The following is a 24624-nucleotide window of genomic DNA, read 5'->3' as shown; positions in this document are numbered from 1 at the left end:
TCCGGGCTACGGACGTCAGACTTGGAGTCGGACGCTGGTGCGCCCCGGACAAGATGTGAGTGGGTCCGCCAACCGGCCAGGTTCAAAGCGTGTGCGCGGAAAATGCGTGACGTCGGCCGAAAAACCGGTGGTCCGTCCAAAAGAAAAGGGCGGTCCGCTTGCGCGATCCGCCCTTTGAAATCCGGTCTGTCGCCTCACGCCTAGAGCGTGCAGCGGCGCTCCGCGCGCAGCTTGATCTGGAGCTCCGAGGCGGCCGTGAAGGTCGGGAGCGGCTTGCTGACGACCTTGTAGGTCGACACGCCCCACTGGAACGGCTTGTACTTGAGGTCCTCGTTCCAGACCTGGCAAATGCCGGTGTTGTCCCAGCGGATCACGTAATAGCCGACTGCCGCAGAGGCCGGCACGGCGAACACGGAGGTGGCGATGCCGGCAACGGCACAAAGGGCGAGAACGCGACGCATGAAATATCTCCTGATGGGAACGTGAGAGAAAACTGGTGCGGCAAATCTGCGTGGCTGGCAAGCGGGGCGGCGACCGTTCACGGATATGTCAGCCGTTGGTCGGCTGTTCGGACGACCCTTATCCCTTGACTATCGCCTGACGATCACACGTCTAACTCTTGGCCAGCGACGCCACCGCCTCGATCTCGATCAGCATCTTCGGATCGGGCAGTGCGTGGATCACGCAGGTGGTGCGGGCAGGGTAGGGCGGCGGGCCGAAGGCGCCGGCATAGAGCGCGTTCATGGCGGCGACGTCGGAGGCGCGGGTCAGCAGCACGTTGACCTTGACGAGATCGCGGATCTCGGCGCCGGCCTCCGCCAGCACGCGCTTGATGTTGATGGCGACATTGGCGAACTGCGCCTCGAAGCCGTCGGGCAGCGCGCCGTTCGCGTCGAAGCCGGGAATGCCGGAGACGAACAGGAGATCGCCTGCGCGCGTGGCAAAGGACAGCGGCGGCGCCTTGACGTGCGGCGGGGGCGCGAAATGCTGGATCGGCATGGGATCACCTCGGATGGAGGGCTGGAAGCGCAAGCGTAGCGGCAGCTCGGGGCGCCTCCAACAAAAAACGCGAAAACAACCCCATGCACAGTAGGCATCTAGCAGGAATCATTGAGCTTTCTTTTTCACTTCGGGAAAAACAAAATAATCGTTGCTCCGTCGGGCAAAACAGGGGCAGAATGGCATGATGGCGGGTGAGCGTCTTGTCGCGCCAAACTCCGCCGTCATGCCCCGGCTCGACCGGGGCATCCAGTACGCCGCGGTTTCGGTTCACTATCGCTCTCTCTGGAATACTGGATCGCCCGGTTGAACCGGGCGATGACAGTTGGGTGTGTTGCTACAGACCGCGACTCGCGCCCATCCCATCATGTTGCCGCCCCGATCCATCGGATAGATTCCGCTCGTTCGATTCGTTTCCCTCCTTGAAGAATAGCCCCCGGAGACTCCCATGAAGTTCGCATCCACCCTCCGCGCCGCGCTGGTCGGCATTGCCGCGCTTGCCGGCCTCTCGACCTCGGCTCTGGCCGACGGCGGCACCGTGGTGCTGACGATCTACAAGGCGGGCTGGATCATCGGCGGCTCCGGCGGCTCGGGCGTGCTGAACTTCCGCGGCCGCGCCTATTCGCTCTCGACCGGCGGGCTCGACTACGGCCTCGTCTTCGGCGGCTCCAAGACCGTGCTGCGCGGCCGCGTCTCCAACATCAACCGGCCCTCCGACATCGCCGGCGTCTATGGCGCCGCCGGTGCGGGCATCGCAGTGGGCCGCGGCGCGCGTGCGATCGTGCTGACCAACCAGAAGGGCGCCGTGCTCGAGCTGTCCGGCACGCAGGTCGGCCTGATGGCGAATGCGGATCTGAGCGGGCTTGCGATCACGCTGCGGTAAGGCCGATGTCGTAGGGGGAAATGGGGCGCAAGCGCCGCGCCCACCATCTCTTCCCGACAATTCCGGCCGGGGTCGCTATACTCACGATCCCAGTGACCTCGGCAAGATGGGGATCCCATGGCGAGAGAGTTGGACGGCAAGGTGGCGGCCGTGACCGGGGCTGCGTCGGGCATCGGATTGGCCAGCACCGAGGCGATGCTGGCCGCCGGCGCGCGCGTGGTGATGGTCGACCGCGATGAGGCCGCGCTGAAGGCGCTCCGCGACAAGCACGGCGACGCGGTGATCCCGCTGCTCATCGATCTGCTGGACCCAAAAGACTGTGCAACGGTGCTGCCGCGCGTTCTGGAGCAGGCCGGCCAGCTCGATATCCTGCATGCGAATGCCGGGACGTATGTCGGTGGCGATCTGGTCGATGCCGACACCATGGCGATCGACCGGATGCTGAACCTGAATGTCAACGTCGTGATGAAGAACGTACACGACGTGCTGCCGCACATGATCGCGCGCGGGACCGGCGACATCATCGTCACGAGCTCGCTGGCGGCGCATTTTCCCACGCCATGGGAGCCGGTCTATGCGTCGTCCAAATGGGCGGTGAACTGCTTCGTCCAGACGGTGCGGCGCCAGGTCTTCAAGCACGGCATCCGCGTCGGCTCGATTTCGCCCGGTCCGGTCGTCAGCGCCTTGCTCGCGGACTGGCCGCCGGAGAAGCTGAAGGAAGCCAGGGACTCGGGAAGCCTGCTGGAGGCCGGCGACGTGGCTGAGGTCGTGATGTTCATGCTGACGCGGCCGCGCGGCATGACCATCCGCGACGTGGTGATGCTGCCGACCAATTTCGATCTTTAGGGCGCCAAGCGTGCCCCGGTGAACACCGCCAATTGCGCATCGAACGCCCGCCTGAACGCGGGCCGCGCTTCGCCGCGAGCCACATAGACGGCGATATCTGGATATTCGTCCAGCATGCCTGATGCGTTCAACCTGCGCAGCACTGTCACCATCATGAGGTCGCCGGCGCTGAACGCGCCGTCGAGCCAGTCGGCATCGCCGAGGCGACGGGCCAATTCGCCGAGCCTGACATGGACGCGATCCTGCAGCATGGGCAGCCGCTCCGCGTACCAGCTCTTGTCGCGCTCGAACAGCATGGCCATCCCGAGCTCGACGATCGGCGGCTCCAGCGTGCTCAGCGCAGCAAACATCCAGGCGATCGCGCGGGCCCGGGCGTGCGGCTCCGTCGGCAGCAGCCCGGCGTGACGCTCGGCGATATGGAGCACGATCGCGCCGGACTCGAACAGGGCGAGATCGCCGTGCTCGTAGGTCGGAATCTGCCCGAATGGATGCAGGGCGAGATGCGCGGGTTCTTTCATCGCTTGGAACGAAACCAGACGCACGTCGTAAGGCTGGCCGACCTCTTCGAGCGCCCAGCGCACCCGCATGTCGCGGGCTTGCCCCTTGCCGCGGTCGGGCGAGCTTTCGAAGGCGGTGATGGTGGGGGGCATCGGGAGGGGCTCCGGGGTTGATCGCGTTTTGCGTTCGGAGGACGAATGGAATGAGTGGATTCCGACAGGTTAATGCGTTTTCGTGGACCCCGTAGGCCGCATGAGCGATAGCGATATGCGGGGCAGCTGCCGGCCCCGGATGTCGCTGTCGCTCATCCGGGCTACAAGAAAATCCCGCCGCCGCTGTCGGAACGTCCCTACCTGCCACGTCCTTGGAACATCGGCGCGCCGCCGCGCGCCCGCCCGAGGCGAAAGGATATCCGTTCATGACCTCCATCACGCCGTTTCTCTGGTTCGACAACAACGTGCCGGCGGCCGTCGCCTTCTACAAATCGGTGTTTCCCAACGCCAAGGTTGAGACCGTCAGCGACTTCATGGCGGTGTTCGAGCTCGAAGGCCAGCGCTTCAACGCGCTCAACGGGGGCCCGCAATACAAGTTCAACGAAGCGGTGTCGTTCTTCATCAGCGTGGAGACGCAAGCGGAAGTCGATTATTTCTGGGACAGGCTCACCGCCGACGGCGGCGAAGAATCCCGCTGCGGCTGGCTCAAGGACAGGTTCGGGCTGTCCTGGCAGGTGATCCCATCAGCGCTCGGCCGCTACCTCGGCGACCCCGACCGCAGCAAGGCGAACCGCGTCATGCAGGCGATGATGCAGATGAGAAAGATCGTGATTGCGGATTTGGATAGGGCGTATGCTGGGTGAGGCAGGTGCCCGTGCCCCGGACGCAGCGCATCGCGCCGCTCTTCGCGGCGTGGTGCGCTGCAGAGCCGGGGCCCATGCCGCATCCGTGCCGGAGCTTCTGGGTCCCGGGTCTGCGCTTCGCTTGCCCGGGACACGCGAGCAGGCCAAAGCGGGGACACTCTCGACTATTCCGTTGCAGCGATCCACGCCGCAAGCTCGCGCCACGGCTCCAGCGTCCAATGCCCGGACGCCGCGCCGGACGGCGAGGGCAGCACGAACATCTCGGGCAGACTCTCATCCCGCAGCTGCCGCCCCAGCGCAATCCCGCTTGACGGCCTGCCATAAAACAAGCTCGCCGCCTTCTTGCTCGTGAACGCAATTGTCCTTGGCTGATACTTTTCGATCTTGGCCCTGAACCCCGGCACGTCGATCGTCTCCGCCGCGATCTGGTGATCCATCCCGGCGCCCGATTTGGAAAGATCGGTGAAGCCGATCCCGAGATCGAGCAAGCTTGCGAACTGGCCCGGCTGATAGCGCCGCGGCGTGATCCCGGCCTCATGAATCGCGCGCCAGAAGCGGTTTCCGGGATGGGCGTAATAGTGCCCGAGCTCGGCCGACCGCGTCGAGGCGGCGGTGCCGACGAAGACGAGACGGAGGTTGGGAAGGAGCTGGTCGGGGAGGCGGTGAGGGGATGTATCCGGCACGTCAATTATCCGCGGCTGTAGCCCGCATGAACGGAGTGATATGCGGGGCGGCAAAGACCCGGATGTCGCTGCGCTCATCCGGGCTACGCTTGCCCGCGCTAGTCCGATTTGCGCGTCACACGCACCGCCCGAGCCGCATCTAACTCATAAACTCCGTCGGTGCAGTGGTCTGTCAAAAGATCGAGGCTGAATGATACCCAAGAGTCTCCAATTGCAGACCATGCTTCGCCGGTAAGTTTGGTTTCGTGGACATTGATACTGCGGAAGCTATCCCACGAAATCCGCGGACTAATCCATCACAGGTCATCTGACCGAACCGCGCTAAAATCGACCAACCCTTGGAAAACCACCAGTCCAAGAGCCGGTACCGCAATCACTTGTCCGGTGTCACTTGCAATGCGATCTCGAATGGCGTGGTGTTCCGGATCGATAATGCAAGTATCGCCACACGCGACAACGATCACGTCCCTTCCGTTGGGATGATCGAGCACAGTGGTGCAATCGAAGATGCCTCCCACGAAATTGCCGATCCATGGATCGGAACCCTTGGGATAGAAGCGGACAACCAAACCTTCCCGAAATTCGCGCTCACCGTGTCCGGTCAAAGAGATGGCCGGAGGTCCGTACGGTGGTAGTCCTGGTAGTATTTCAGACCGCATGGGCCGTTCGCATTGCGTTTCCAACTTTGGGGGCGACGATCGTCGCCCCCAAAGTTCGCACGGGCCCGCTCACAACACCCGATTGCTCTCCTTCACCTTCTCCGCATCCAGATACAAGTTCTCGCCCATCTCCTTGAACTTCGCGCTCATCTTAGCCATGCCGTCCTCGGCGGTGCCGCTCATCGACATGCCCACGCCGTTCGGGTCGTTCAGCGTCGCGGCGTAGTCGCGGACGTCCTGCGTGATCTTCATCGAGCAGAATTTTGGGCCGCACATCGAGCAGAAATGCGCGACCTTGTGGGCTTCCTTCGGCAGGGTCTCGTCGTGGAAGTTCTTGGCGGTCTCGGGGTCGAGGCCGAGGTTGAACTGGTCGCTCCAGCGGAAGTCGAAACGGGCGCGGGAGAGCGCGTCGTCGCGCAGCTGGGCTGCCGGGTGACCCTTGGCGAGATCGGAGGCGTGGGCGGCGATCTTGTAGGTGATGACGCCGACCTTGACGTCGTTGCGATCGGGCAGGCCGAGATGCTCCTTCGGCGTGACGTAGCAGAGCATGGCGCAGCCGAACCAGCCGATCATGGCGGCGCCGATGCCCGAGGTGATGTGGTCGTAGCCCGGCGCGATGTCGGTGGTCAGGGGCCCGAGGGTGTAGAACGGCGCTTCGCCGCATTCCTTGAGCTGCTTGTCCATGTTGATCTTGATCTTGTGCATCGGCACGTGGCCGGGGCCTTCGATCATGACCTGGCAGCCCTTGTCCCACGCGATCTTGGTGAGTTCTCCGAGCGTCTCCAATTCGGCGAATTGCGCGCGATCGTTGGCATCGGCGATCGAGCCCGGACGCAGGCCGTCGCCGAGCGAGAACGAGACGTCATACTTGCGCATGAGATCGCAGATCTCGTCGAAATGGGTGTAGAGGAAGCTTTCCTTGTGATGCGCCAGGCACCACTTGGCCATGATCGAGCCGCCGCGCGACACGATGCCGGTGACGCGGTTGGCGGTGAGGTGGATGTATTGCAGGCGCACGCCGGCGTGGATGGTGAAATAGTCGACGCCCTGCTCGCACTGCTCGATCAGCGTGTCCTTGTAGAGCTCCCAGGTCAGCTTGACCGGATCGCCGTCGCACTTCTCCAGCGCCTGATAGATCGGAACGGTGCCGATCGGCACCGGCGCGTTGCGCAAAATCCATTCGCGGGTGGTGTGGATGTTGCGCCCGGTCGAGAGGTCCATCACGGTATCGGCGCCCCAGCGGATCGCCCACACCATCTTCTCAACCTCTTCCTCGACCGATGACGTCACCGCCGAGTTGCCGATATTGGCGTTGATCTTGGTCAGGAAGTTGCGGCCGATGATCATTGGCTCGAGTTCGGCGTGGTTGATGTTGCAGGGGATGATGGCACGTCCCCGCGCGATCTCGCTGCGGACGAACTCCGGGGTGATGAAGGCGGGCACTTCCGCGCCAAAGCTTTCGCCGTCGGCAAGGGCTGCTTCCGCACGCTCGAGCTGCTCCTTGCGGCCGAGATTTTCGCGTGCCGCGACGTAGATCATCTCCTTGGTGATGATGCCGGCACGGGCGAATTCGAGCTGCGTAATCTTGTGGCCGTCGCGGCCGCGCAGCGGCTGGTGATAGGCCGAGAAGGCGCGCGCGGCCTTGTCGGTGGAGACGCTGCCATTGTCCTCCGGCTTGATCTGCCGGCCCTGATATTCCTCGACGCCGCCGCGCTCCAGCACCCAGGCCTTGCGGCCGCGCGCCAGACCGGCGTTGACGTCGATGGTCACGCTAGGGTCGGTGTAGGGGCCGGAGGTGTCGTACACCGGCAGGTTCGGTTCGCCGGCGCCTTCGGACAGGATGATCTCGCGCAGCGGCACGCGCAGGTCGGGCGCGGCATCGGGCGAGGCGAAGATTTTTCGCGACGAGGGCAGCGGGCCGGTGGTGACGGCGGGGACGGTCTTGTCGGGATTGGAGCGGATGTTCATGGGATCCTCCGGTTTAATTCGTTGATGTCGCTATGCGAGAGGCAAATTCGGCTGTCATCCCCGCCTAGTGCGCAATTGCGCACGGGAGCGGGGATCCAGTACTCCGAGACGGTGCGGCTCAAGCCGAGAAGCCGCGGCGTACTGGATCGCCCGGTCGAGCCGGGCGATGACAGTGGCGTGCGGGGTGAGAGAGTGAGGCGCATCACGCCGCCTCCGCGGACAGGCCGAGCCATTGCCGCACCCGCGCATCCGGGTCGGCATTCTGGGTGACGTCGCTGACGACGGCGATGGAATCCGCGCCCGCGGCAAAGATCTCCGCGGCGTGCTCGAACTTGATGCCGCCGATCGCGACCAGCGGGATGTGGCCTACGCGCTTCTTCCATTCCGTGATCTTCGGAATGCCCTGCGGTTCGAAACGCATCGATTTGAGCGTGGTGAAGAAGATCGGGCCCAGCGCGACATAGTCGGGCTCGGCGGCAAGCGCGGTGTCCAGCTCCGCATCGTCGTGGGTGGAGACGCCGAGCGACAAGCCGGCCTCGCGGATGGCAGCGAGGTCGGCGTCGGCAAGGTCCTCCTGGCCGAGATGCAGATATTTTGCGCCGGCGACGATCGCCGCGCGCCAATAGTCGTTGACGACGAGCTTGGCTTGCGTGCCCGCGGTGATCGCCAGCGCGTCGGTGACCATCTGCAGCGATTGCGAGTCGTCGAGGTCCTTTGCGCGCAGCTGGATGGTGCCGACGCCGAGCTTGGTCAGGCGCTCGACCCAGGCGAGGCTGTCGACGACGGGATAAAAGCGATCAGGATACGGCATGCCAGAACGGTGTCCCAACGACAGGGGTGGAAGGGGAGGCGAAATCGCGGGCGTTCATCAGCCCGGCCTCAAAAGCGGTGCGGCCGGCCTCGACGCCGAGGCGGAAGGCGTTGGCCATCGCGACGGGATCGGCGGCCTTGGCGATGGCGGTGTTGAGCAGCACGGCGTCGTAGCCGAGTTCGAGCGCCGCGGCCGCATGCGACGGCGCGCCGATGCCGGCGTCGACCACCAGCGTGATATCGGGCAGCCGCTCGCGCATCAGCTTGAGCGCGTCACGGTTGGTGATGCCTTTTGCGCTGCCGATCGGCGCCGCCCACGGCATCACCACCTTGCAGCCGACATCGACCAGGCGGTTCGCGATCGAGAGATCCTCGGTGCAATAGGGGAACACCTCAAAACCGTCCTTGATCAGGATGGTCGCGGCTTCGACCAGGCCGACCACGTCGGGCTGCAGCGTGTCGTTGTCGGCGATGACTTCGAGCTTGATCCAGGATGTGCCGAACAATTCGCGCGCGAGCTTGGCCGTCGTCACCGCCTCGCGCACGCTGCGGCAGCCGGCGGTGTTCGGCAGCACCGTGACGTCGAGCTCGCGGATCAGATTCCAGAACGCATCGCCGGTCTTGCCGCCGGCGGATTCGCGCCGCAGCGACACCGTGACGATGTTCGAGCCCGAGGCGCGGATCGCCGACTGCATGATCGCAGGCGAGGGATAGAGCGCGCTGCCGATCAGGAGGCGGGAGGGGAAGGTTTTGCCGTAGAAGGTCACCATGGGGTGTCTCTCCAAATGACACTGTCATCCCCGCCTAGTGCGCAAATTGCGCACGGGGGGCGGGGATCCAGTATTCCAGAGGCGGTGCGGTTAGAACCGAGACGCCGCGGCGTACTGGATCGCCCGGTCAAGCCGGGCGATGACAGCTGAGTGTTCGGCGAGCGCGCCATCATCATCACCCTCCCTGCCGCGGCGTGATGATCTCGATCTCGTCGCCGGGCTTCAGCGCCGTCTCGGCCCAGCGGCTCTTCGGCACGACGTCGTAGTTGAGCGCGATCGCGAAATGGGTGCCCTCGTAGTCGAGCTCGCTGAGCAGCGCGTCGACGCTGGCCGAATTCACCTCGCGCTGCTCGCCGTTCACGATCACGCGCATTGCATCACCTCATTGTCGATCTGGCCGCGCTCGACAAAGCCAAGCGTCAGCTCGGCCAGCGCCGGGGCGATCAGGAAGCCGTGACGGTAGAGGCCGTTCACGCTGATCGTGTTGCCGCGAATGCCGATGCGCGGCAGATTGTCGGGAAAAGCGGGGCGCAGGCCGGAGCCGAATTCGACGATGCGGGCCTCGCCGAAGGCGGGATGCACGGCATAGGCCGCGCCCAACAGCTCCAGCGCCGAGCGGACGCTGACGCCGGTGTCCTCGGCCTCGATCGAGGTCGCGCCGAGCATGAACAGATTGTCCTCGCGCGGGATCACATAGAGCGGCCAGCGCGGATGGATCAGCCGCACCGGCCGCGCAAGCTGCACCTCGCTGGTCTCGATCAGGATCATCTCGCCCTTGACGCCGCGCAAGCCGGGCTGCTCGTCGCGCGCAGCAAGGCCGCGGCAGTCGATCACGATGCCTTCAGGATCAAGTTTTGCGAGTTCGGCCGCGGCGACGTCGCTTTCGAACTTGATGGTGCCGCCGGCGGCGCGGATGCGCTCGTGCAGTTTCGGGAGCACGCGGCGCGGCTCGACATGGCCCTCGGTCGGAAAGAACAGCGCGTCGCGGAAGCGGCCTTCGAGCGAGGGCTCGAGCTCGGCAAGGCCGGCGGCATCGAGCCGGCGATGGCCCTCGGTCATCCGGGCAAAACGCTCGAAGTCGCTGCGCTCGCGCGGGTGGGCGACGACCAGCGAGCCGTTGAAGGGCGTGTCGGGCAGCTCGCGCCGCCAGATGTCGAGCGAGCGCAGGCCGAGCCTGGAGATGATCGGTTCGGAAACTTCCGCCTCGCAATAGGGCGCGAGCATGCCGCCGGCCCAATGGCTGGTGGCATCGGTCATGTCGGCGTCACCGCGCTCGTGCAAGGTGACGGCGTGGCCGGCCTGCGCGAACAGCAAGGCCTGCCAGGCGCCTGCGATGCCTGCGCCGATGATGGATACCGGGGAATCCGGTCGCTTGGTCGTCTGCAACATCCCTGTCCCTTCGCCGGCATGACCCGGATCAGGTTCAAAGGGTCACCGCGGTCCTGGGCGGATTTGCCCATTTAGCGGTATCTCAGCTCCTCCTCGGAGCACCCCTCGGAACGGCTCTAATGTATGCCAGCAGGGCAGGGTGGTCAACGCGCTTGGGCGGGAACCGCGCTTACCTGGGCGCCTGCGCCCGGGCGTTGCGGACGCGCTGGGCGAGCTTCCTGTGCGGCGCGGCGCCGAATATCGGCTGCGGATTGCCGTTCGGCTCGAGCCAAGGGGCGCCCATATTGGCCTCGCTCGTATTGGCGACCTGCACGGCCTCCTGCCGCTGCCGCTTTGCGGCGTAGTAATAGCCGCCGGCGAAATAACGCACGGCGCGGGCGTGATCGCCATTGGCGGCGTGATAGGCGCCGGCGAGATATTTCACGGCATAGGTGAGGTTGGTATTGGGATCGCGCAGGCCGGCGGCGTCGCCGGTGTAGCCGACCCCGCGCGCGGTCGCGAGCTTGATCTGCATCAGCCCGATGGTGCCGCCATGGCCGACCAGGCCGGGCTGATAGCGGCTTTCGCGCATGATGACGCGATGCACCAGCGCCTCCGGCACGCCGTTGGCGCGGGCATGGGCCGCGACCATCTCGGCGTACTCCGCTTGGCCCGCGAATGCGGCCTGTGGCAACGTCAGTCCGGCCGCGAGCAGCGCGGCGACATGTAAAATTTTCATCAAATGTTCCTCGGCACCGCTCACCTGCGCCCGCTCGCGTTAGGCCCCGCGAACGCGGCGATGATGTGGCGAAACGCCTCCGATTACGTTTTTGCAGCGCAGAGCCGTCATTCGGACGCAAGGCCGGCGTAGGGCTTGTCATGCAGACGAAGCCGTCATTCGCGACAGCGGGCCTGTCTATTCGCGTGCGGGCCCGAAAGCGAGTAAGAGAGCGGCGCAAATCGGGAGAGGTGCCATGACAAAAGCAAACGTGGTGAAGGCACACATCGGCGACATTCCCAGGCAAAATCCCTGTGCGCAATGCGGCGCGCCGATCCCCCAACCTGATTGGATCGAGGCGGGCGACGGACGCATCTCCTATCTTTGGACATGCCGTGCTTGCAATTATCGCTTCGAGGCGGTTGCGATTTTTGATGAGGGAGCCGTCGCGCACCCGCCGCTTGCGGCCTGAGGTTTAGTCTTCGGGCCTGATCTTTTCGGAAAACCGCTGCACACTTTGCGCTGGCGCGACCCTTCGGGTCCGGATCATGGCTTAAGCCGCAAGCTGCGGCTGCTGCCGTACCGGCAATTGCATCCGCACGATCGGCCCATGCGGCTCCGGGTCGTGCAGCGACAGCTCGCCGCCGTGGGCGATCGCGATCGCGCGCGCCGCATGAATTTATCCACGAAATCGTGCGCTGCGAAATGTTCCTGAGTGACTTAGGAACAATTGAACGCAGCCCAGATGCTCGCGCAGCACGCGACGAAATTGCAGCACGCGCGGAACTGGGACTGATCCGAGCTGTTTTCTCCGCACAAGTTTTCTGCTGAAGGAGAGGACAATATGTTGATGAAATCGATCGCGGCCGGTCTTGCCGGTACCGCACTGCTCGCAACCGTTGCGTTCGCGCAAAATCCGACCGCCACCACCGACAAGGCGCCGGCTGCCGCGGCGACGACGACCACCACGACCGCGTCGGGACAGTGGCGTACGTCCAAGATGGACGGCATCAAGGTCTATAACGACGCCAATGAGAACATCGGCTCGATCAACGATCTGCTGATGGACAAGAGCGGTAACATCAAGATCGCTGTGATCGGCGTCGGCGGCTTCCTCGGCCTGGGCGAGCATCTGGTTGCGGTGCCCTTTGAGAAGCTGAAATTCGTCAACGAGGCGGTTGCCTACACCGGCGCTGCCGGGAACAACCCGAACAGCGCAGCCAACCGGCCCGCGGCGACTACCACGACGGGTGCCGCGACCGGCACCGACAACAAGCCCGCGACGACAACGACGGCCACGTCCGCGTCGAAATGGTATCCGGACCACGCCGTGTTCAATGCGAGCAAGGACGAGCTGAAGAACATGCCCGAGTTCAAATACTCGGAGTAACGCGGCTCTGAACGGCTAAACGAAGCGCGCCCGGTTTTTGCCGGGCGCGCTGTCGTGCTCTTCCCAACCTCTCCCCGCAAGCGGGAAGAGGGAGAAGAACTTCAGTGCGTCACCAGCGGGCAGCCGCCCTTGTCGAGCGGACGGAAGGCCTCGTCGCCGGGCACGGTGGCGATCAGCTTGTAGAGGTCCCACTCGCCCTTGGAGTCCTCGGGCTTCTTGACCTCGAACAGATACATGTCGTGGACCATGCGGCCGTCGATGCGGATCTTGCCGTTCTTGGCGAAGAAGTCGTTGACCGGTGTCTTGCGCATCTGCTCCATCACCTTCGGTGCCTCGTCGGTCTTGATGGCGTCGATCGCCTTCAGGTAATGCATGGTCGCGGAATAGAGCCCCGCCTGGATCATGGTCGGCATGTGACCGACCTTCTCGTTGAAGCGCTTGGAGAAGGCGCGCGTCTCCTCGTTGGTGTCCCAGTAGAACGCGTCGGTGATGATCAGGCCTTGCGTCGACTTGATGCCGAGCGAATGAACGTCGGTGATCTCCATGAGCAAGGCGATCATCTTCTGGCCGCCCTCCGTCAGGCCGAACTCGGCCGCCTGTTTCAGCGCATTGGTGGTGTCGCCGCCGGCATTGGCCAGTGCGACCACCTTGGCCTTGGAGGCCTGGGCCTGGAGCAGGAAGGAGGAGAAGTCCGACGAGTTGAGCGGATGGCGGACCTCGCCGAGCACCTTGCCGCCGCTCTCCTTGACGACGTTGGCGGCGTCGCGCTGCAGCGCCATGCCGAAGGCGTAGTCGGCGGTGACGAAGAACCAGGTGTCCTCGCCGCGCTTGACCATCGCCTTGCCGGCGACGTTCGACAGCGCATAGGTGTCGTAGGTCCAGTGCACCGTGTTGGGCGAGCAGGCGACGCCCGTGATATCGGATGAGCCGCCGCCGGAATTGATGTGGATCTTGTTCTTCTCGCGCGTCAACGCCGAGATCGGCAGCGCCACCGACGAGGTCGGCACGTCGAAGATCGCGTCGACCTTGTCGTTGTCGTACCAGTTGCGGGCGATGTTGACGCCGACGTCGGGCTTGTTCTGGTGATCGGCGGAGACCACCTGCACGGGCTTGCCCGCGACTTTGGCACCGTAATCGGCGACCGCCATCTCCACGGCGGCGAGCGAGCCCTTGCCGGTCGCGTCCGCATAGAGGCTCGACATGTCCGTGAGCACGCCGATCTTGACGACGTCGTCGGAAATCTGCGCCTGGGCGGCGCCTGACGTGGCGGCGAGCGCGAGACCGGCCGCGATCGCGGCGATGAGCTTTTGCATTTTGTTTCTCCCTCAGCGTTGTTGTTTGGGTTTTGTTGCGGGGACCGTTCTAACGACAATCTGTCCCCGGAGCAAAGCCCGAGAATGCGCGAGGAGGGTTGAGAAATAAGCAGGGCGCGGCAGTGTTTTCACCCTCTCCCCGGGAGAAGGAAGAAGCTCACGCGCTGCTGCCCTTGAGCCGTTCGTTGCGCCGGCGCAGGCCTTCCAGGGTGGCGAGCAGGATGACCGAGACCGTCGTCAGGATCACCGCTGCCGCCGTGATGGTCGGGCTGATGTTCTCGCGGATGCCGCTGAACATCTCGCGCGGCAGGGTGCGCTGCTCGGGACCTGCCATGAACAGCACGATCACCACCTCATCGAAGCTGGTCGCGAAGGCGAACAGGGCCCCCGATGCCACGCCGGGCAGGATCAGCGGCAGGATCACGCGGCGGAAGGCGTCAAGCGGCGAGGCACCGAGCGAGGCGGCAGCGCGGGCCAGATTGGTGTCGAAGCTCTGCAGCGTCGCGCCGACCGTGATGACGACGAAGGGCGTCGCCAGCGCGGTGTGGGCCAGGATCAAGCCGAGATAGCTGCCGGTCAATCCGATCGGCGCGAAGAAGAAATAGAGACCGACCGCGGTGATGACCCCGGGCACGACGACCGGCGACAGCACGAAGGCCAGCACGAGCGGCTTGAACCGGCTCTTCCACTGCGCCAGCCCTAACGCCGCCAGCGTGCCGAGCACCATCGACAGCAGGGTCGAGGCGACACCGATGATCATGCTGTTCTTCAGCGAATTCATCCAGCGCGGCGAATTGATGAAGTCGTCGTACCAGCGCAGCGAGAGGCCCGGCAGCGGATAGGTGAGGTACGAGCCCGAGCTGAACGACAGCGGCATGATCGCAAGGATCGGCGCAATCAGGAAGATGAACACCAGCGTGGAGATCACGATGGTCGCGGTCCACGCAATGCGCTGGCTCGGCGTGCGGATGGAGGAATTGTCGCTCAATTCTTCATCCCTCCCGTGACCTGCTGTCCCTGCACCAGCTTTCCGTAGACGAGCGCGAGCAGAATAGTGGCGAGCAGCAGCACCGCACCCAGTGCCGAAGCAAGGCCCCAATTGGCCGTCTCGGTCGTGTAGAGCGCGATGAAGTAGCTGATCATCTGATCGGCGGCGCCCCCGACGAGTGCTGGCGTGATGTAATAGCCGAGCGCCAGGATGAAGACGAGCAGGCTTCCCGCGCCGATGCCGGGCAGCGTCTGAGGCAGGTAGATCCGCAGGAAGGCGGTGAGCGGCGGCGCGCCGAGCGAGGCGGCGGCACGCATGTAAGCAGGCGAGATCGCCTTCATGCTGCTGTACAGCGGCAGGATCATGAACGGCAGGAGAACGTGGGTCATGGCCACGCAGACACCAAAGCGGTTGTAGATCAGGCGCAATGGCTCGTCGATGATGCCAAGCCAGAGCAGGCTGTCGTTCACGACGCCTTTGCCCTGCAACAGAACGATCCAGGCGCAGGTGCGGACCAGAAGCGACGTCCAGAACGGCAGCAGGACGAAGATCATCAGCAAATTCGACCGGCCGGGCGGCAGCGCCGCCAGCAGGTAGGCGACCGGGAAGCCAAGGATCAGGCACAGCACCGTGACACTGAGGCTGATGAGGAAGGTGCGGACGAAAACGTCGCGGTAGATGGCCTGATCGGGCGGAGCTGCGACAATCGCGCCGTCCACGTTCCGCGTCAGATCGAGCGCCGACAAAAGATAGAAGCCGGTCACGGGGCCACTGGCGTCCTTGATCGTGGTCCAGGTGGCGCGTTCGCGCCAGGCCGGGTTGATCTTGCCCAGCGTCTCCCTCGCCGTGCCGGGCTCGGGCGCAGTCTTCAGATTGCGTGCGGTGCTGGTCAGGATCGTGCGGAAGCCGTTCAGTGCGTAGTTGAGCCGCTTGGCCGCAATCGCAATGGTGCCGGAATCGCGCGCCGCCATGATGTCGCCCGCCAGCGCCGCGTAGGCCTTTTCGTCCGGCAGATCCCTGCCGTCCCAACTGGCGAGAGCCGCGATGGTCTGAGGCAGAACCAGACGCACCTCGCGGTCATCGACGGCACGCCACAGCATGCCGGCGATGGGCCCAGCGAAGGTGAAGAGCAGGAAGACGAGAAGCGGCAGAACCAGCGCCAATGCTTTGACCTGGCGTGCTCGCTCCGCCCGCCGCAATCGGCGCTTGAGCGGCACCTCGGTCGGGCCATGGGCGCCGGTCAAGAGCGCATCCGTCATTGGTCTAACCTTGGGTCGAGCTTTGTGGGGACGCTATTTCGCGGCCCATTTGTTGAAGCGCTCGGTCAGGCGGTCGATGTTCTCGAGCCAAAAGGCAACATTGATCTCCACCGCATTCTTGATGTTGTCAGGCGCTGTCGGCAGGTCCTTCAGAACAGCAGGCGCGAGCAGGGCGGCTGCGTCCTTGTTCGAGGTGCCATAAGCAATGTTCTCCGACAGTTTCGACTGGTTCTCAGCCTTGCCGACGAAGTCCAGGAACTTGTAGGCCGCGTCCTTGTTCGGGCTGCCTTTCAGGATCACCCAAGTGTCGAGGGTGAAGAGCGCTCCGTCCCAGACCATGCCAAAATTCTTCTTCTCGTTCTTGTTCGCGGTGTCGATGCGGCCATTGTAGACCGAGGTCATTGCCACCTCGCCGGAGGCGAGCAATTGCGGCGGCTGAGCGCCGGCCTTCCACCAGACGATGTCGCCCTTGATGGTGTCCAGCTTCTTGAACGCGCGCTCGACGCCCTCGTCGGTCGCCAGCACCTTGTAGACGTCCTTTGGCGCGACGCCGTCGGCCATGAGGGCGATCTCCAGCGTGGTCTTCGGCCCCTGACGCAGGGCACGCTTGCCCGGGATCTTCTTGGTGTCGAAGAAGTCGGCCCAGCCCTTCGGGGCCTCCTTGAGCTTGTCCTTGTCGTAGCCGAGAACGAAATCGTAGAGGATGGCGCCGACGCCGCAAGGATTGACCGACGGTGGGATATAGGCGGCCTCGCCGCCGATCTTCGAATAGTCGAGCTTTTCGAACAGGCCTTCCTCGCAGCCAACCGCCAGCTCGTCGCTCTCGACCTGGACGACGTCCCAGGTGGCGGCACCACCCTGCACCTTGGCGCGCAACACGCCGACGCCGCCGTCCCAGGACTCGTCATTCAAGGGAACACCGGTCGCTTTCTTGAACGGCTCGAAATAGACCTTCTTCTGGGCATCCTGATAGGCGCCGCCCCACGACACAACGGTGAGGTCACGCGCCTGCGCGACCGTGGCCAGCGTCGCGCTGGCGGTGAATGCCGCGGCCAAACCCAGAATAATCTTGCGCTTCAGCATGGTCTTTGTTCCTTCTTCTTCACGTGACTTGCGTTGAGCTTGGTTGGTCCAGGTCCGCCCACCTTGGAGCGATGCTGCATGGTCGGATCAGACGGGATCGAGGGCCAGGCAGTCCTCCGGGCGGAAGGTGATGAACACGTCATCGCCAGGTCTCAGGCTGCCAGCTGTAAGGCTGCCAGCTCTCAGGCTGTCATGTGTCCCCGGCTGAAGCTTGACCATGAACTCCTTGTTGTCGGCGACGTCGAGCACGGCCAGCGCGTGGTCGCCGAGGTAGATGGTGTTCTGCACCTTGGCCGGCAGTCGGTTCGGTTCGTCGCTGGAGATGCCATCCGGGATGATGGCGATCCGCTCCGGCCGCACCGACAGCGAGGTCGATGCGCCCGCGCCTGATACGTTGACCGCTCGTGCGGTCACGGCGCCGCCGCCCGCCAGCACAACGCGGCAATATTGTTTCTCGACCGTCTCGACGGTGCCGGACAGCACGTTGTTCTCGCCGATGAAATGGGCGACGAAGCTGTTCACCGGATGCTCATACAGCGCGTCGGGCCTGTCGATCTGCTGCACGATGCCATCGTTGAACACGGCGATGCGGTCCGACATGGTGAGCGCTTCACTTTGATCGTGGGTGACATAGACGACGGTGATGCCCATGGTCTCGTGCAGCTGCTTGATCTCCAGTTGCATCTGCTCCCGCAGGCGCTTGTCTAGGGCGCCCAGCGGCTCGTCCATCAGCACGAGTTGCGGATTGAAAACCAGCGCGCGGGCCAGCGCCACGCGCTGCTGTTGACCGCCGGACAGCTGCCCGGGCCGCCGCTGCGCCAGAGTTTCCATCTTGATCATGCGCAATGCCGCTTTGACACGATCCTGCGCTTCGGCCTTGTTCGTGTTGCGAACGGAGAGCGGGAAGGCGATATTCTCCGCAATCGTCAGGTGCGGAAACAGGGCATAATTCTGGAACACCATGCCGATGTCGCGCTTGTGTGCCGGCACGTTCTTGATCGGTCGGTCCGCGAGGAAGATCTCGCCATGGGTCGGAACCTCGAAACCCGCCAGCATCATCAGGGTGGTCGTCTTGCCCGAGCCCGACGGACCAAGCAGGGTGACGAACTCGCCCTTCCTGATGTCGAGATCGAGGTTTTTCACCACGAGGTGCTCGCCATCATAGGTCTTCTGAATGCCGGAAAAGCGCACCAGCGCCGGCGCAGGCGTAACCATGCCGGCTTCCATGTCGTCCTCGCGTTGTCAGCCACAGTGCTGTCAGCACCCCGTCCCCGGGGTGCGAGGAACAGCTTAGCATCGTCCGACCAGATTGCCAGCGGCGCAAGCGACTGCGCGCACGGACCCGTCGGGAAAAGGGGCGCGCTACATCCCCGACAGCTTCGTCACGGATACATTCAGCGAGCCCCCGGCTTCCGCGATCACGCGCAGCGTCTTGGAGTCGAAGGCGATGTCGGCGAGGCTCAGGCTGTCGATCTTCGCTTCGACCTTGATGCCATCCTCGTTCTTCTGATAGTCGGCGATCGCGGCGGCGATCTTCTCGCGTGCGTTGGCGGCAATCGGCTTCAGATCGACCGTCGCTTTCTGCACCAGCGCCTGCTGCATCTGCGGCACCACCGCGCGCGCCGCGGCACCCAGCAGGCCGAAGGCCGCCTCGGATTCCACGGCGAGCTGGATGTCGGCGAGCCGCAGCGTCTGCTGCGCCTGGTCGAGCATCGGCCGGCCCCAGATGTGCACGGTCGCTTCGGCGCCGAGACCAAGCCAGCTCTTCTTCTCCTTGGCGCGCACCAGCAGCGAGATCAGGAGGCGCTCGCCCGACGGGATCACGTTGACGCTCTTGACGGTGACATCGACCGGGCCGGAGCCGTCCTCGGGATAGGTGTGGCCGACCATCTGCGCCGCGATGAGCTTGTTGATCTCGGTGAAGGGCACGTCGATCGGCACGCCAATGTTCACACCGGTGCCGGTCGGCGGCACGATCGAGATCTTGTCGGGGAACGGGCAGTCGGGCTTGGTCGGCGTCGAGATCACGCGCGTCTCGAGCTCGAGGCCAAGCAGCAGCGTCACGTTCTGTGCGTCGACGCGCGGCTGTGCCGCGATGGCGCGGGTCGGCTTCATCTCGAGCCAAAGCGGCGGCAGCGCGGCGGAAGACCCCGAGCCTTGCAGCGGGATCGAGCGGCAGGCCTTGGCCCATTGCAGCTTCGCGTTGTCCCGCAAGGTCGGATCGTTGCGCATGCGTTCGGAGACGGCGTTGATCTGTTCGCCGACGGTCTTGTCGATCAGCGGCTTCACCTGGGCAGGCACGTTGACCTTGGCGCCCGAAATGTTGAGGTTGGTATCGCCAAGATTGACCTGGGCGCCGAGATTGGGCTCGAGATGCCAGTTGGCGGCGAGCTTCGGCCGCGAGGTAACGACGACGTTGCCCTTGATCTCGGCGCTGGCGTTCAAATTCTTGATGTTGACCGCGCCGATCTGTTTCGCGGCATTGCCGCCGAGCACGCTGCCGAGCGCCTCGCCGAGCGCGCCGGTGGCTTTCGACGACAGCGAGCCCGTCACGTTCAGCTTGCCCGTGAGCGGCGTCGAGATCGTCAGCACGTCCTTGTCGCCGGCAGTCGCCATCGGTCCGCGTACCGCCGACCAGCCGATGTCGGCGTTCTCCAGGATTTGCGAGATCGGGTTCTCGGCCTTGCCGGCGAAATTGCGCGGAGCGGCCTTCTCGGCCTGCTCGCGGATCGCCGACAGCGCGATGGCGACCGGCGCCACCACGATCGAGCTCTTCGAGACCGGCGGCAGCGGCGGCAATTGCGCGACCGGCGGCGCGGAATTCGTCGCCCGCGGCGACAGCCAGTCCATCGCCTTCAGGCTGATGAAAAACGACGCCGCGAGCACCGCGACGGCGATCAGGACAGTTTTCAAGTTCAGCGTCAGTCGCATCAATCCCCCAGGCCGCCCCGGGGCAGAAGTCTACAGGGCAGGCAAGGAGGGCGCTAGAGCCCACCGATGGGGTGGAATTGGGGCAAACATATTAACGGCCGCGAACGCACCGTTGCCGCGCATTCGTCCTCGCGTACCTAGCCGCGCTTCGGACGGCGCACCGCCCTCACATTGCCGCGATCTCCGCCACCGCAGAAGAAACGGTCGCCGCCATCGGACTCCAATCCTGACACCATCGTCCCGGCGGGCAGGTCGAGCTGCTCCAGCACCTTGCCCGTCTCGGGGTCGATCCGCCTGATGTCGCTGTCCTCGCCTTCCCAGGTGCCGTGCCAGAGCTCGCCGTCGACCCAGGTCACGCCGGTGACGAAGCGCTTGCTTTCGATGGTGCGGAGAATTTTTCCCGTCTGGGGATCGACCTGATGGATCTTGCGCTCCCGATACTGTCCGACCCAGAGCGAGCCCTCGGCCCAGGCCAGTCCGGAATCGCCGCCGCCGCCGGGTGCCGGGATGGTGGCGAGCACCTTGCCGGTCACAGCGTCGATCTTCTGGATGCGGTCCTCGGCGATCTGGAACAGGTGGCGGCCGTCGAACGCCGTTCCCGCATGCGCGGCGACATCGATGGAGCGGGTGATCTTGCCATCGGCCGGGTCGACCGCGTTCAATCTGTCGCCGGATGCGAACCACATAAGGCTGCCGTCATAGGTGACGCCGTGCACGGCTTCGACGCCTGCATAGGGCCCGTATTCCCTGACGATCTCGGCGGCTGAACGTTTCATCTGCTCGGTCCCTGCGGTGTGAATCCCACTTTACGTCTTCATGAGCGGTCCGGGGAGTAACAAGCCTGTCGGGAAACCCGGCACGGGCGGCGTCATCCAGCGCCGCGCCCGTCCGTGTCCGAAGGACTGCACCTTGTTCGATCGCGCCAGCTCTTCGAGGGCCCGTTGCACGGTGCGCGCGCTCGTTCCCAGCGCCAGCGCGAGCGCCGAACTCGACCAGGGCTCGCCATCAGAGAGGAAGGCGAGCACATTGGCGTGCTTCTCCTCGACGGGCCGTGCGAGGACGAGAACCTGCCGCGTGTTGCGCGGCGTCAGCGCAAAACCTTGCCTGGTCGCGCTGACGTCGGCCAGAGGCTTGAGCTTGGTGCGGAGCCGCCCGATTTCGACGCGCAGCCGGGCGCGATGCGATTCATCGACGTGCCTTGCCTGAAACGCTCCCGTGATCAACCCTTCCCGCGAGACATCGGCCGGCCAGGCCTGCGCCAGGATGCGCGCGAGTGCGAACAGCACCGGCCGCGTTCCGAGCGGCACGAGGATGCCTCGCCTGCGAACCGCGTGATGGAACGTGTCCACCACGAGCGCCTCCGATGTCACGAGGTCCTCGACCTCCTCGAGCAGTAGCGGCCGTTCGTGCCCGCGCGTGATCAAGCGCGCTGCGGGCGTGTCGAGCACGCGGCTCGTGCCTTCGACCTCGGCCGCAAGCGCGGGAATGCCGGCCTGTCGTGCTGCGCTCGCCGCGCGCCCGAGCGCCGCGCGCGCGTCTTTCGTTCTGAGCCGCCGGATCGCGATGCCGGCAATCACGAGTTCGCGGCCGACCTGCGCAGCCGGGGGCAGCGGCGTGGACTTGATGTCGGCCAGCGTGCGTTCGGCCTCGTCAAGGCGCCCGAGAAGGAGAAGTCGGCGCGCCTCGATGTGACCCGCATGGGCCGCGTTGGCGAGGTCACCGTGGCTTGCGAGCGTCGCCCGCGCGGCCACGAGCGTGTTGGCCGGCCAATTCAGGTCGCGCGAGACGAGTGCGATCTCGGCCTCCGCGACGACGCATCTTGCCCGCGCGACCGCCTCTCTCGGGCCGAAGGCACGTGCGGCGCTGCGCAGCAGCGTCTTCGCCTTGGCGAGATCGCCGAGTTGCGCCATCGCGATGCCGCGCAGCGCCAGCGAAGGTGCATCGTTGCGCAGCGCAACGCGGTTCAGCGCGCCGAGCGGATCGCCGGCTTGGAGCGCGCGCGCCGCGGCCGTGATCAGCGACTCCATTCAAATCCCGCCACACTTGTTACTCCCACCACGCAACCGTCCGGTGCGAGAGATCGTTGACGGCCGACAATGTGCGGCGAGGGGCGAGCGGTTCCGCATCTTGCATAGCGAGATACGGAACGGCCGCCCGGGAAAAGTTGGAGAGCCATGATGACATCAGCTGACAACGCAGGAAATAACGGACAAGCCGCCATGCAAACACCGCCGGTGGTGTCGCCGCAGGACTGGGAGGCCGCCCGTCAGCAACTGCTCGTGAAGGAAAAGGCGCATACCCGTGCCCGCGATGCCCTGGCGGCCGAGCGCCGGCGCATGCCGTGGATGGAAGTGACCAAAACCTATGCGTTCGAGGGGCCGGGCGGCAAGGTCAGTCTGCACGACCTGTTCCAGGGCCGGCGGCAGCTGATCGTCTACCGTGCGTTCTTCGAGCCGGGCGTGTTCGGCTGGCCGGATCATGCCTGCCGCGGCTGCTCCATGGTGGCCGACCAGGTCGCGCATGTCGCGCACCTCAATGCCCGCGACACCACGCTGGTGTTCGCCTCGCGCGCACCGCAGGCCGATATCAGCAGGCTGAAGCAGCGGATGGGCTGGACCATGCCATGGGTCACCGTCACCGACAGTTTCGATGCGGATTTCGGCGTCGACGAGTGGCACGGGACCAACGTGTTCTTCCGCGACGGCGACCGGATCTTCCGCACCTATTTCGTCAAGAGCCGGGGCGACGAGCAGATGGGCGGCACCTGGAATTACCTCGACATCACGCCGCTGGGACGGCAGGAGGTCTGGGAGGATTCGCCGAAAGGCTATCCGCAGACGCCGACCTACAAATGGTGGAACTGGCACGACAGCTACACCGAAGGTGCGGCGCCCGACAAGAGATGGGTCGAGATCTCGACCGCGGGCGAGAAGGCTTTTCGCGAGGAGGCGGCTGAAGGACGTGACTAGTCCCGTCAGCGCAATGGCCGGCGCGAGCCGCAACGGTGCGGTGGCTGCGCGCCACCTCGCCAGATGGTTGGGGCTGGCGGCGACGCCGACCTTCGCGATCATGGCCGTACTGACGGCCATGCTTGATGGCCCGGCGGACATGCTGTGTGGCTCCGGACATGGGGCGATGCTCGGCGGGATGGTGCCGATGTATCTGCTGATGAGCGCGTTTCATTCGGCGGCGTGGCTGAGGCTGATCGCAGATCGGCGGGGCCGGTGGCCCTACTGCGAAGCCGCCTGCAAATAGGCAACGATCTTGCCCGCTTCCTCCGCCGAGACGCCGCCATAGGGCTGCATCTTGTTGCCGGAGACGACCTCGTCCGGCTTGAGCATGAAGCGGGTGAGTTTGTCCTGGTCCCAGACGAAGCCGGCTTCCTTCATCGACGAAGAATAGTTGTAGTTCGGCAGCGCGCCGGCCTTGCGTCCGACGATTTTGTTGAGGTTGGGGCCCAGACGATTGTCGCCCTCTTTCACCGAGTGGCAGGTGCGGCAGGAATTGTTGAAGGCTTGCTGGGCTGCATCGTCGCTCCCCGGCTGCTGTGCGCGCGAGGTGGGCACGGTCAGCAGCAGTGCCACGGCGGCAGCGATCGCGCGCAGGCATTTGCCTTGCGGCGTTTGCGGACGTGATTGCATTCGCGCCTCCATCGGGGATCGCGCCGCAGCACGCGCGCGCATCGGTATGCAGAGGGCCAACGAAAACGGCCCCGGTGGGTTCCGGGGCCGCTTGCGTCACAATGTCCTGTCGCTTACCGCGTTGCGGCTCCGAGTTCTGCGCGGCGCTCCGTCATCGGCAGCACGATCACCTTGGTGCCGACGTTGACGCGGGAGTACAGGTCCGCGACATCGTCATTGGTCAGGCGGATGCAGCCGGAGGAGACGTGCTTGCCGATGGTGTCGGGTGCGTTGGTGCCGTGGATGCGGTAGATGGTGCCGCCGAGATACATGGCGCGGGCGCCGAGCGGATTGCCGGGACCGCCGGCCATGTGGCGCGGCAGATAGGGTTGGCGGGCGATCATCTCCGGCGGCGGGGTCCAATCCGGCCACTCCGCCTTCTTGGTCACCGACTGGGTGCCGGACCAGGTGAAACCGTCGCGGCCGACGCCGATGCCGTAGCGCATCGCCTGGCCATTGCCGAGCACGAGATAGAGATAGGTGTTGGGCGTATCGATGATGATGGTGCCCGGCGCCTCACGCGTCGCATAGGAGACGGTCTGGCGGCGGAAGCGGGCCGGCGTTTCGACCGCGTCCTGCTCCTCGGACGGCGCGGCCCGATAGGGCGTCGCTTGATAAGGCTGGTACGGCTGCGGCGCTGCGATCGGCGGCAGCGGCTGGAAGAAGGGGAAGAGCTGCACAGGCGCGGCCTTGGCCGGGCCGGCGAACGCGATCGCGGTGACAGCCACTGCGCCAAACGCAACGGCGCGCGAATAAGTCTTCAACGTCTCCAGATTGATCATCGGTCGCCCCTGTTTGCGCGGTGTTTCTTGGTCACCCGGCACCGTTGCGGTGCTCTGTTGCCTAGATCACTAACGGCAAGAAGTTTCGGGACGTTTGCGCGGAAAACCGAAAACGGTTTCATGGCGGAAAGGATTGTTTC

Annotated in this window: 28 protein-coding genes and 1 riboswitch; of the genes, 7 read left to right on the top strand and 21 right to left on the bottom strand. The window is 64.8% G+C overall.

Going from position 1 to position 24624, the window contains the following annotated elements; all coding sequences use genetic code 11:
- Positions 1 to 200: 200 nt before the first annotated feature.
- Positions 201 to 461 (bottom strand): hypothetical protein, encoded by a 261-nt coding sequence (locus IVB50_RS05965; RefSeq protein ID WP_007613673.1) that lies wholly within the window; start codon positions 459 to 461, stop codon positions 201 to 203.
- 151 nt (positions 462 to 612) lie between these two features.
- Positions 613 to 999 carry a RidA family protein gene (locus tag IVB50_RS05960; protein ID WP_247294963.1) on the bottom strand — a complete coding sequence of 129 codons (387 nt, stop codon included), beginning with the start codon at positions 997 to 999 and terminating at the stop codon, positions 613 to 615.
- A gap of 448 nt (positions 1000 to 1447) precedes the next feature.
- Here IVB50_RS05960 and IVB50_RS05955 point away from each other — a divergent pair, with 448 nt between their 5' ends.
- Both IVB50_RS05955 and IVB50_RS05950 read left to right on the top strand, forming a co-directional pair.
- Positions 1448 to 1882: a hypothetical protein gene (locus tag IVB50_RS05955; protein WP_018454147.1), complete on the top strand. Its 435-nt coding sequence runs from the start codon at positions 1448 to 1450 to the stop codon at positions 1880 to 1882.
- Positions 1883 to 1999: 117 nt separating this feature from the next.
- The gene (locus tag IVB50_RS05950) at positions 2000 to 2728 is read left to right on the top strand and encodes an SDR family oxidoreductase (RefSeq protein ID WP_085351856.1); all 729 of its coding nucleotides are present in this window, start codon (positions 2000 to 2002) and stop codon (positions 2726 to 2728) included.
- Here the strand turns inward: IVB50_RS05950 and IVB50_RS05945 are convergent.
- Positions 2725 to 3378, bottom strand: a complete 654-nt coding sequence (locus IVB50_RS05945) for a glutathione S-transferase family protein (protein ID WP_247294961.1) — start codon at positions 3376 to 3378, stop codon at positions 2725 to 2727. The genes IVB50_RS05950 and IVB50_RS05945 overlap by 4 nt on opposite strands.
- Before the next feature lie 266 nt (positions 3379 to 3644).
- Between IVB50_RS05945 and IVB50_RS05940 the strand changes: the two genes are divergently transcribed.
- Entirely contained in the window at positions 3645 to 4082 is a 438-nt protein-coding gene (locus IVB50_RS05940; RefSeq protein WP_085349134.1) for a VOC family protein, read from the top strand.
- Between the two features lie 164 nt (positions 4083 to 4246).
- On the opposite strand, the gene IVB50_RS05935 is transcribed toward IVB50_RS05940, so the two are convergent.
- The 8 genes from IVB50_RS05935 to IVB50_RS05900 form a co-directional block, all read right to left on the bottom strand.
- Positions 4247 to 4765, bottom strand: coding sequence for a mismatch-specific DNA-glycosylase (locus tag IVB50_RS05935; protein ID WP_247294960.1), 519 nt, complete (start codon positions 4763 to 4765; stop codon positions 4247 to 4249).
- Positions 4766 to 5061: 296 nt separating this feature from the next.
- On the bottom strand, positions 5062 to 5370 hold the full coding sequence (locus IVB50_RS05930) for a hypothetical protein (RefSeq protein ID WP_247294958.1): 309 nt from the start codon (positions 5368 to 5370) through the stop codon (positions 5062 to 5064).
- A 123-nt stretch (positions 5371 to 5493) separates the two neighbouring features.
- Positions 5494 to 7392, bottom strand: a complete 1899-nt coding sequence (gene thiC / locus IVB50_RS05925; RefSeq protein WP_247294956.1) for a phosphomethylpyrimidine synthase ThiC — start codon at positions 7390 to 7392, stop codon at positions 5494 to 5496.
- Between the two features lie 202 nt (positions 7393 to 7594).
- Entirely contained in the window at positions 7595 to 8203 is a 609-nt protein-coding gene (locus IVB50_RS05920) for a thiamine phosphate synthase (protein WP_085349131.1), read from the bottom strand.
- Complete coding sequence (locus IVB50_RS05915; protein WP_247294953.1) at positions 8190 to 8972, bottom strand: thiazole synthase; 783 nt, start codon at positions 8970 to 8972, stop codon at positions 8190 to 8192. The genes IVB50_RS05920 and IVB50_RS05915 overlap by 14 nt, the downstream gene beginning before the upstream one ends.
- A gap of 175 nt (positions 8973 to 9147) precedes the next feature.
- Positions 9148 to 9345, bottom strand: a complete 198-nt coding sequence (gene thiS / locus IVB50_RS05910; protein WP_085349129.1) for a sulfur carrier protein ThiS — start codon at positions 9343 to 9345, stop codon at positions 9148 to 9150.
- Positions 9336 to 10361: an FAD-dependent oxidoreductase gene (locus IVB50_RS05905; protein WP_247294948.1), complete on the bottom strand. Its 1026-nt coding sequence runs from the start codon at positions 10359 to 10361 to the stop codon at positions 9336 to 9338. Before IVB50_RS05905 ends, thiS begins: the two co-directional genes overlap by 10 nt.
- A riboswitch (TPP riboswitch) is annotated at positions 10349 to 10477 on the bottom strand. (Overlaps the previous gene by 13 nt.)
- Before the next feature lie 53 nt (positions 10478 to 10530).
- Complete coding sequence (locus IVB50_RS05900) at positions 10531 to 11079, bottom strand: lytic transglycosylase domain-containing protein (protein WP_247294945.1); 549 nt, start codon at positions 11077 to 11079, stop codon at positions 10531 to 10533.
- A 235-nt stretch (positions 11080 to 11314) separates the two neighbouring features.
- Between IVB50_RS05900 and IVB50_RS05895 the strand changes: the two genes are divergently transcribed.
- Complete coding sequence (locus tag IVB50_RS05895) at positions 11315 to 11530, top strand: hypothetical protein (protein ID WP_018454159.1); 216 nt, start codon at positions 11315 to 11317, stop codon at positions 11528 to 11530.
- Positions 11531 to 11902: 372 nt separating this feature from the next.
- Positions 11903 to 12448 (top strand): PRC-barrel domain-containing protein, encoded by a 546-nt coding sequence (locus IVB50_RS05890; protein WP_018454160.1) that lies wholly within the window; start codon positions 11903 to 11905, stop codon positions 12446 to 12448.
- Positions 12449 to 12549: 101 nt separating this feature from the next.
- On the opposite strand, the gene IVB50_RS05885 is transcribed toward IVB50_RS05890, so the two are convergent.
- The 8 genes from IVB50_RS05885 to IVB50_RS05850 all read right to left on the bottom strand — a co-directional run bounded on the left by IVB50_RS05885 (position 12550) and on the right by IVB50_RS05850 (position 22049).
- Positions 12550 to 13761, bottom strand: coding sequence for an ABC transporter substrate-binding protein (locus tag IVB50_RS05885; protein ID WP_018454161.1), 1212 nt, complete (start codon positions 13759 to 13761; stop codon positions 12550 to 12552).
- A 157-nt stretch (positions 13762 to 13918) separates the two neighbouring features.
- Complete coding sequence (locus tag IVB50_RS05880; RefSeq protein WP_018454162.1) at positions 13919 to 14749, bottom strand: ABC transporter permease; 831 nt, start codon at positions 14747 to 14749, stop codon at positions 13919 to 13921.
- Positions 14746 to 16008: an ABC transporter permease gene (locus IVB50_RS05875; protein WP_247294943.1), complete on the bottom strand. Its 1263-nt coding sequence runs from the start codon at positions 16006 to 16008 to the stop codon at positions 14746 to 14748. The genes IVB50_RS05880 and IVB50_RS05875 overlap by 4 nt, the downstream gene beginning before the upstream one ends.
- A gap of 33 nt (positions 16009 to 16041) precedes the next feature.
- A complete protein-coding gene (locus tag IVB50_RS05870; protein WP_085385377.1) occupies positions 16042 to 17091 on the bottom strand; it encodes an ABC transporter substrate-binding protein in 1050 nt (349 codons plus the stop codon).
- An 87-nt stretch (positions 17092 to 17178) separates the two neighbouring features.
- Positions 17179 to 18318 carry an ABC transporter ATP-binding protein gene (locus tag IVB50_RS05865; RefSeq protein ID WP_085385378.1) on the bottom strand — a complete coding sequence of 380 codons (1140 nt, stop codon included), beginning with the start codon at positions 18316 to 18318 and terminating at the stop codon, positions 17179 to 17181.
- A 135-nt stretch (positions 18319 to 18453) separates the two neighbouring features.
- A complete protein-coding gene (locus IVB50_RS05860; RefSeq protein WP_085349121.1) occupies positions 18454 to 20022 on the bottom strand; it encodes a DUF4403 family protein in 1569 nt (522 codons plus the stop codon).
- Between the two features lie 137 nt (positions 20023 to 20159).
- Complete coding sequence (locus IVB50_RS05855; RefSeq protein ID WP_085385379.1) at positions 20160 to 20798, bottom strand: PQQ-binding-like beta-propeller repeat protein; 639 nt, start codon at positions 20796 to 20798, stop codon at positions 20160 to 20162.
- A gap of 30 nt (positions 20799 to 20828) precedes the next feature.
- Positions 20829 to 22049: a helix-turn-helix domain-containing protein gene (locus IVB50_RS05850; protein WP_085385380.1), complete on the bottom strand. Its 1221-nt coding sequence runs from the start codon at positions 22047 to 22049 to the stop codon at positions 20829 to 20831.
- Between the two features lie 147 nt (positions 22050 to 22196).
- On the opposite strand from IVB50_RS05850, the gene IVB50_RS05845 reads away from it, so the two are divergent.
- On the top strand, positions 22197 to 22991 hold the full coding sequence (locus IVB50_RS05845; protein ID WP_085385381.1) for a DUF899 domain-containing protein: 795 nt from the start codon (positions 22197 to 22199) through the stop codon (positions 22989 to 22991).
- Positions 22984 to 23277 carry a hypothetical protein gene (locus IVB50_RS05840; protein WP_247294940.1) on the top strand — a complete coding sequence of 98 codons (294 nt, stop codon included), beginning with the start codon at positions 22984 to 22986 and terminating at the stop codon, positions 23275 to 23277. Before IVB50_RS05845 ends, IVB50_RS05840 begins: the two co-directional genes overlap by 8 nt.
- Here the strand turns inward: IVB50_RS05840 and IVB50_RS05835 are convergent.
- Together IVB50_RS05835 and IVB50_RS05830 are read right to left on the bottom strand one after the other, a co-directional pair.
- Complete coding sequence (locus IVB50_RS05835) at positions 23253 to 23663, bottom strand: c-type cytochrome (RefSeq protein ID WP_039799008.1); 411 nt, start codon at positions 23661 to 23663, stop codon at positions 23253 to 23255. The genes IVB50_RS05840 and IVB50_RS05835 overlap by 25 nt on opposite strands.
- A gap of 113 nt (positions 23664 to 23776) precedes the next feature.
- Positions 23777 to 24484 (bottom strand): L,D-transpeptidase, encoded by a 708-nt coding sequence (locus IVB50_RS05830; protein ID WP_085385382.1) that lies wholly within the window; start codon positions 24482 to 24484, stop codon positions 23777 to 23779.
- Positions 24485 to 24624: the final 140 nt, after the last annotated feature.

Source organism: Bradyrhizobium sp. 87 (assembly GCF_023073015.1).
GTDB classification, from domain to species: Bacteria; Pseudomonadota; Alphaproteobacteria; order Rhizobiales; family Xanthobacteraceae; genus Bradyrhizobium; species Bradyrhizobium canariense_D.
Note: the sequence above shows the minus strand (reverse complement) of the source record. Positions and strands in the feature narration are given on the sequence as shown.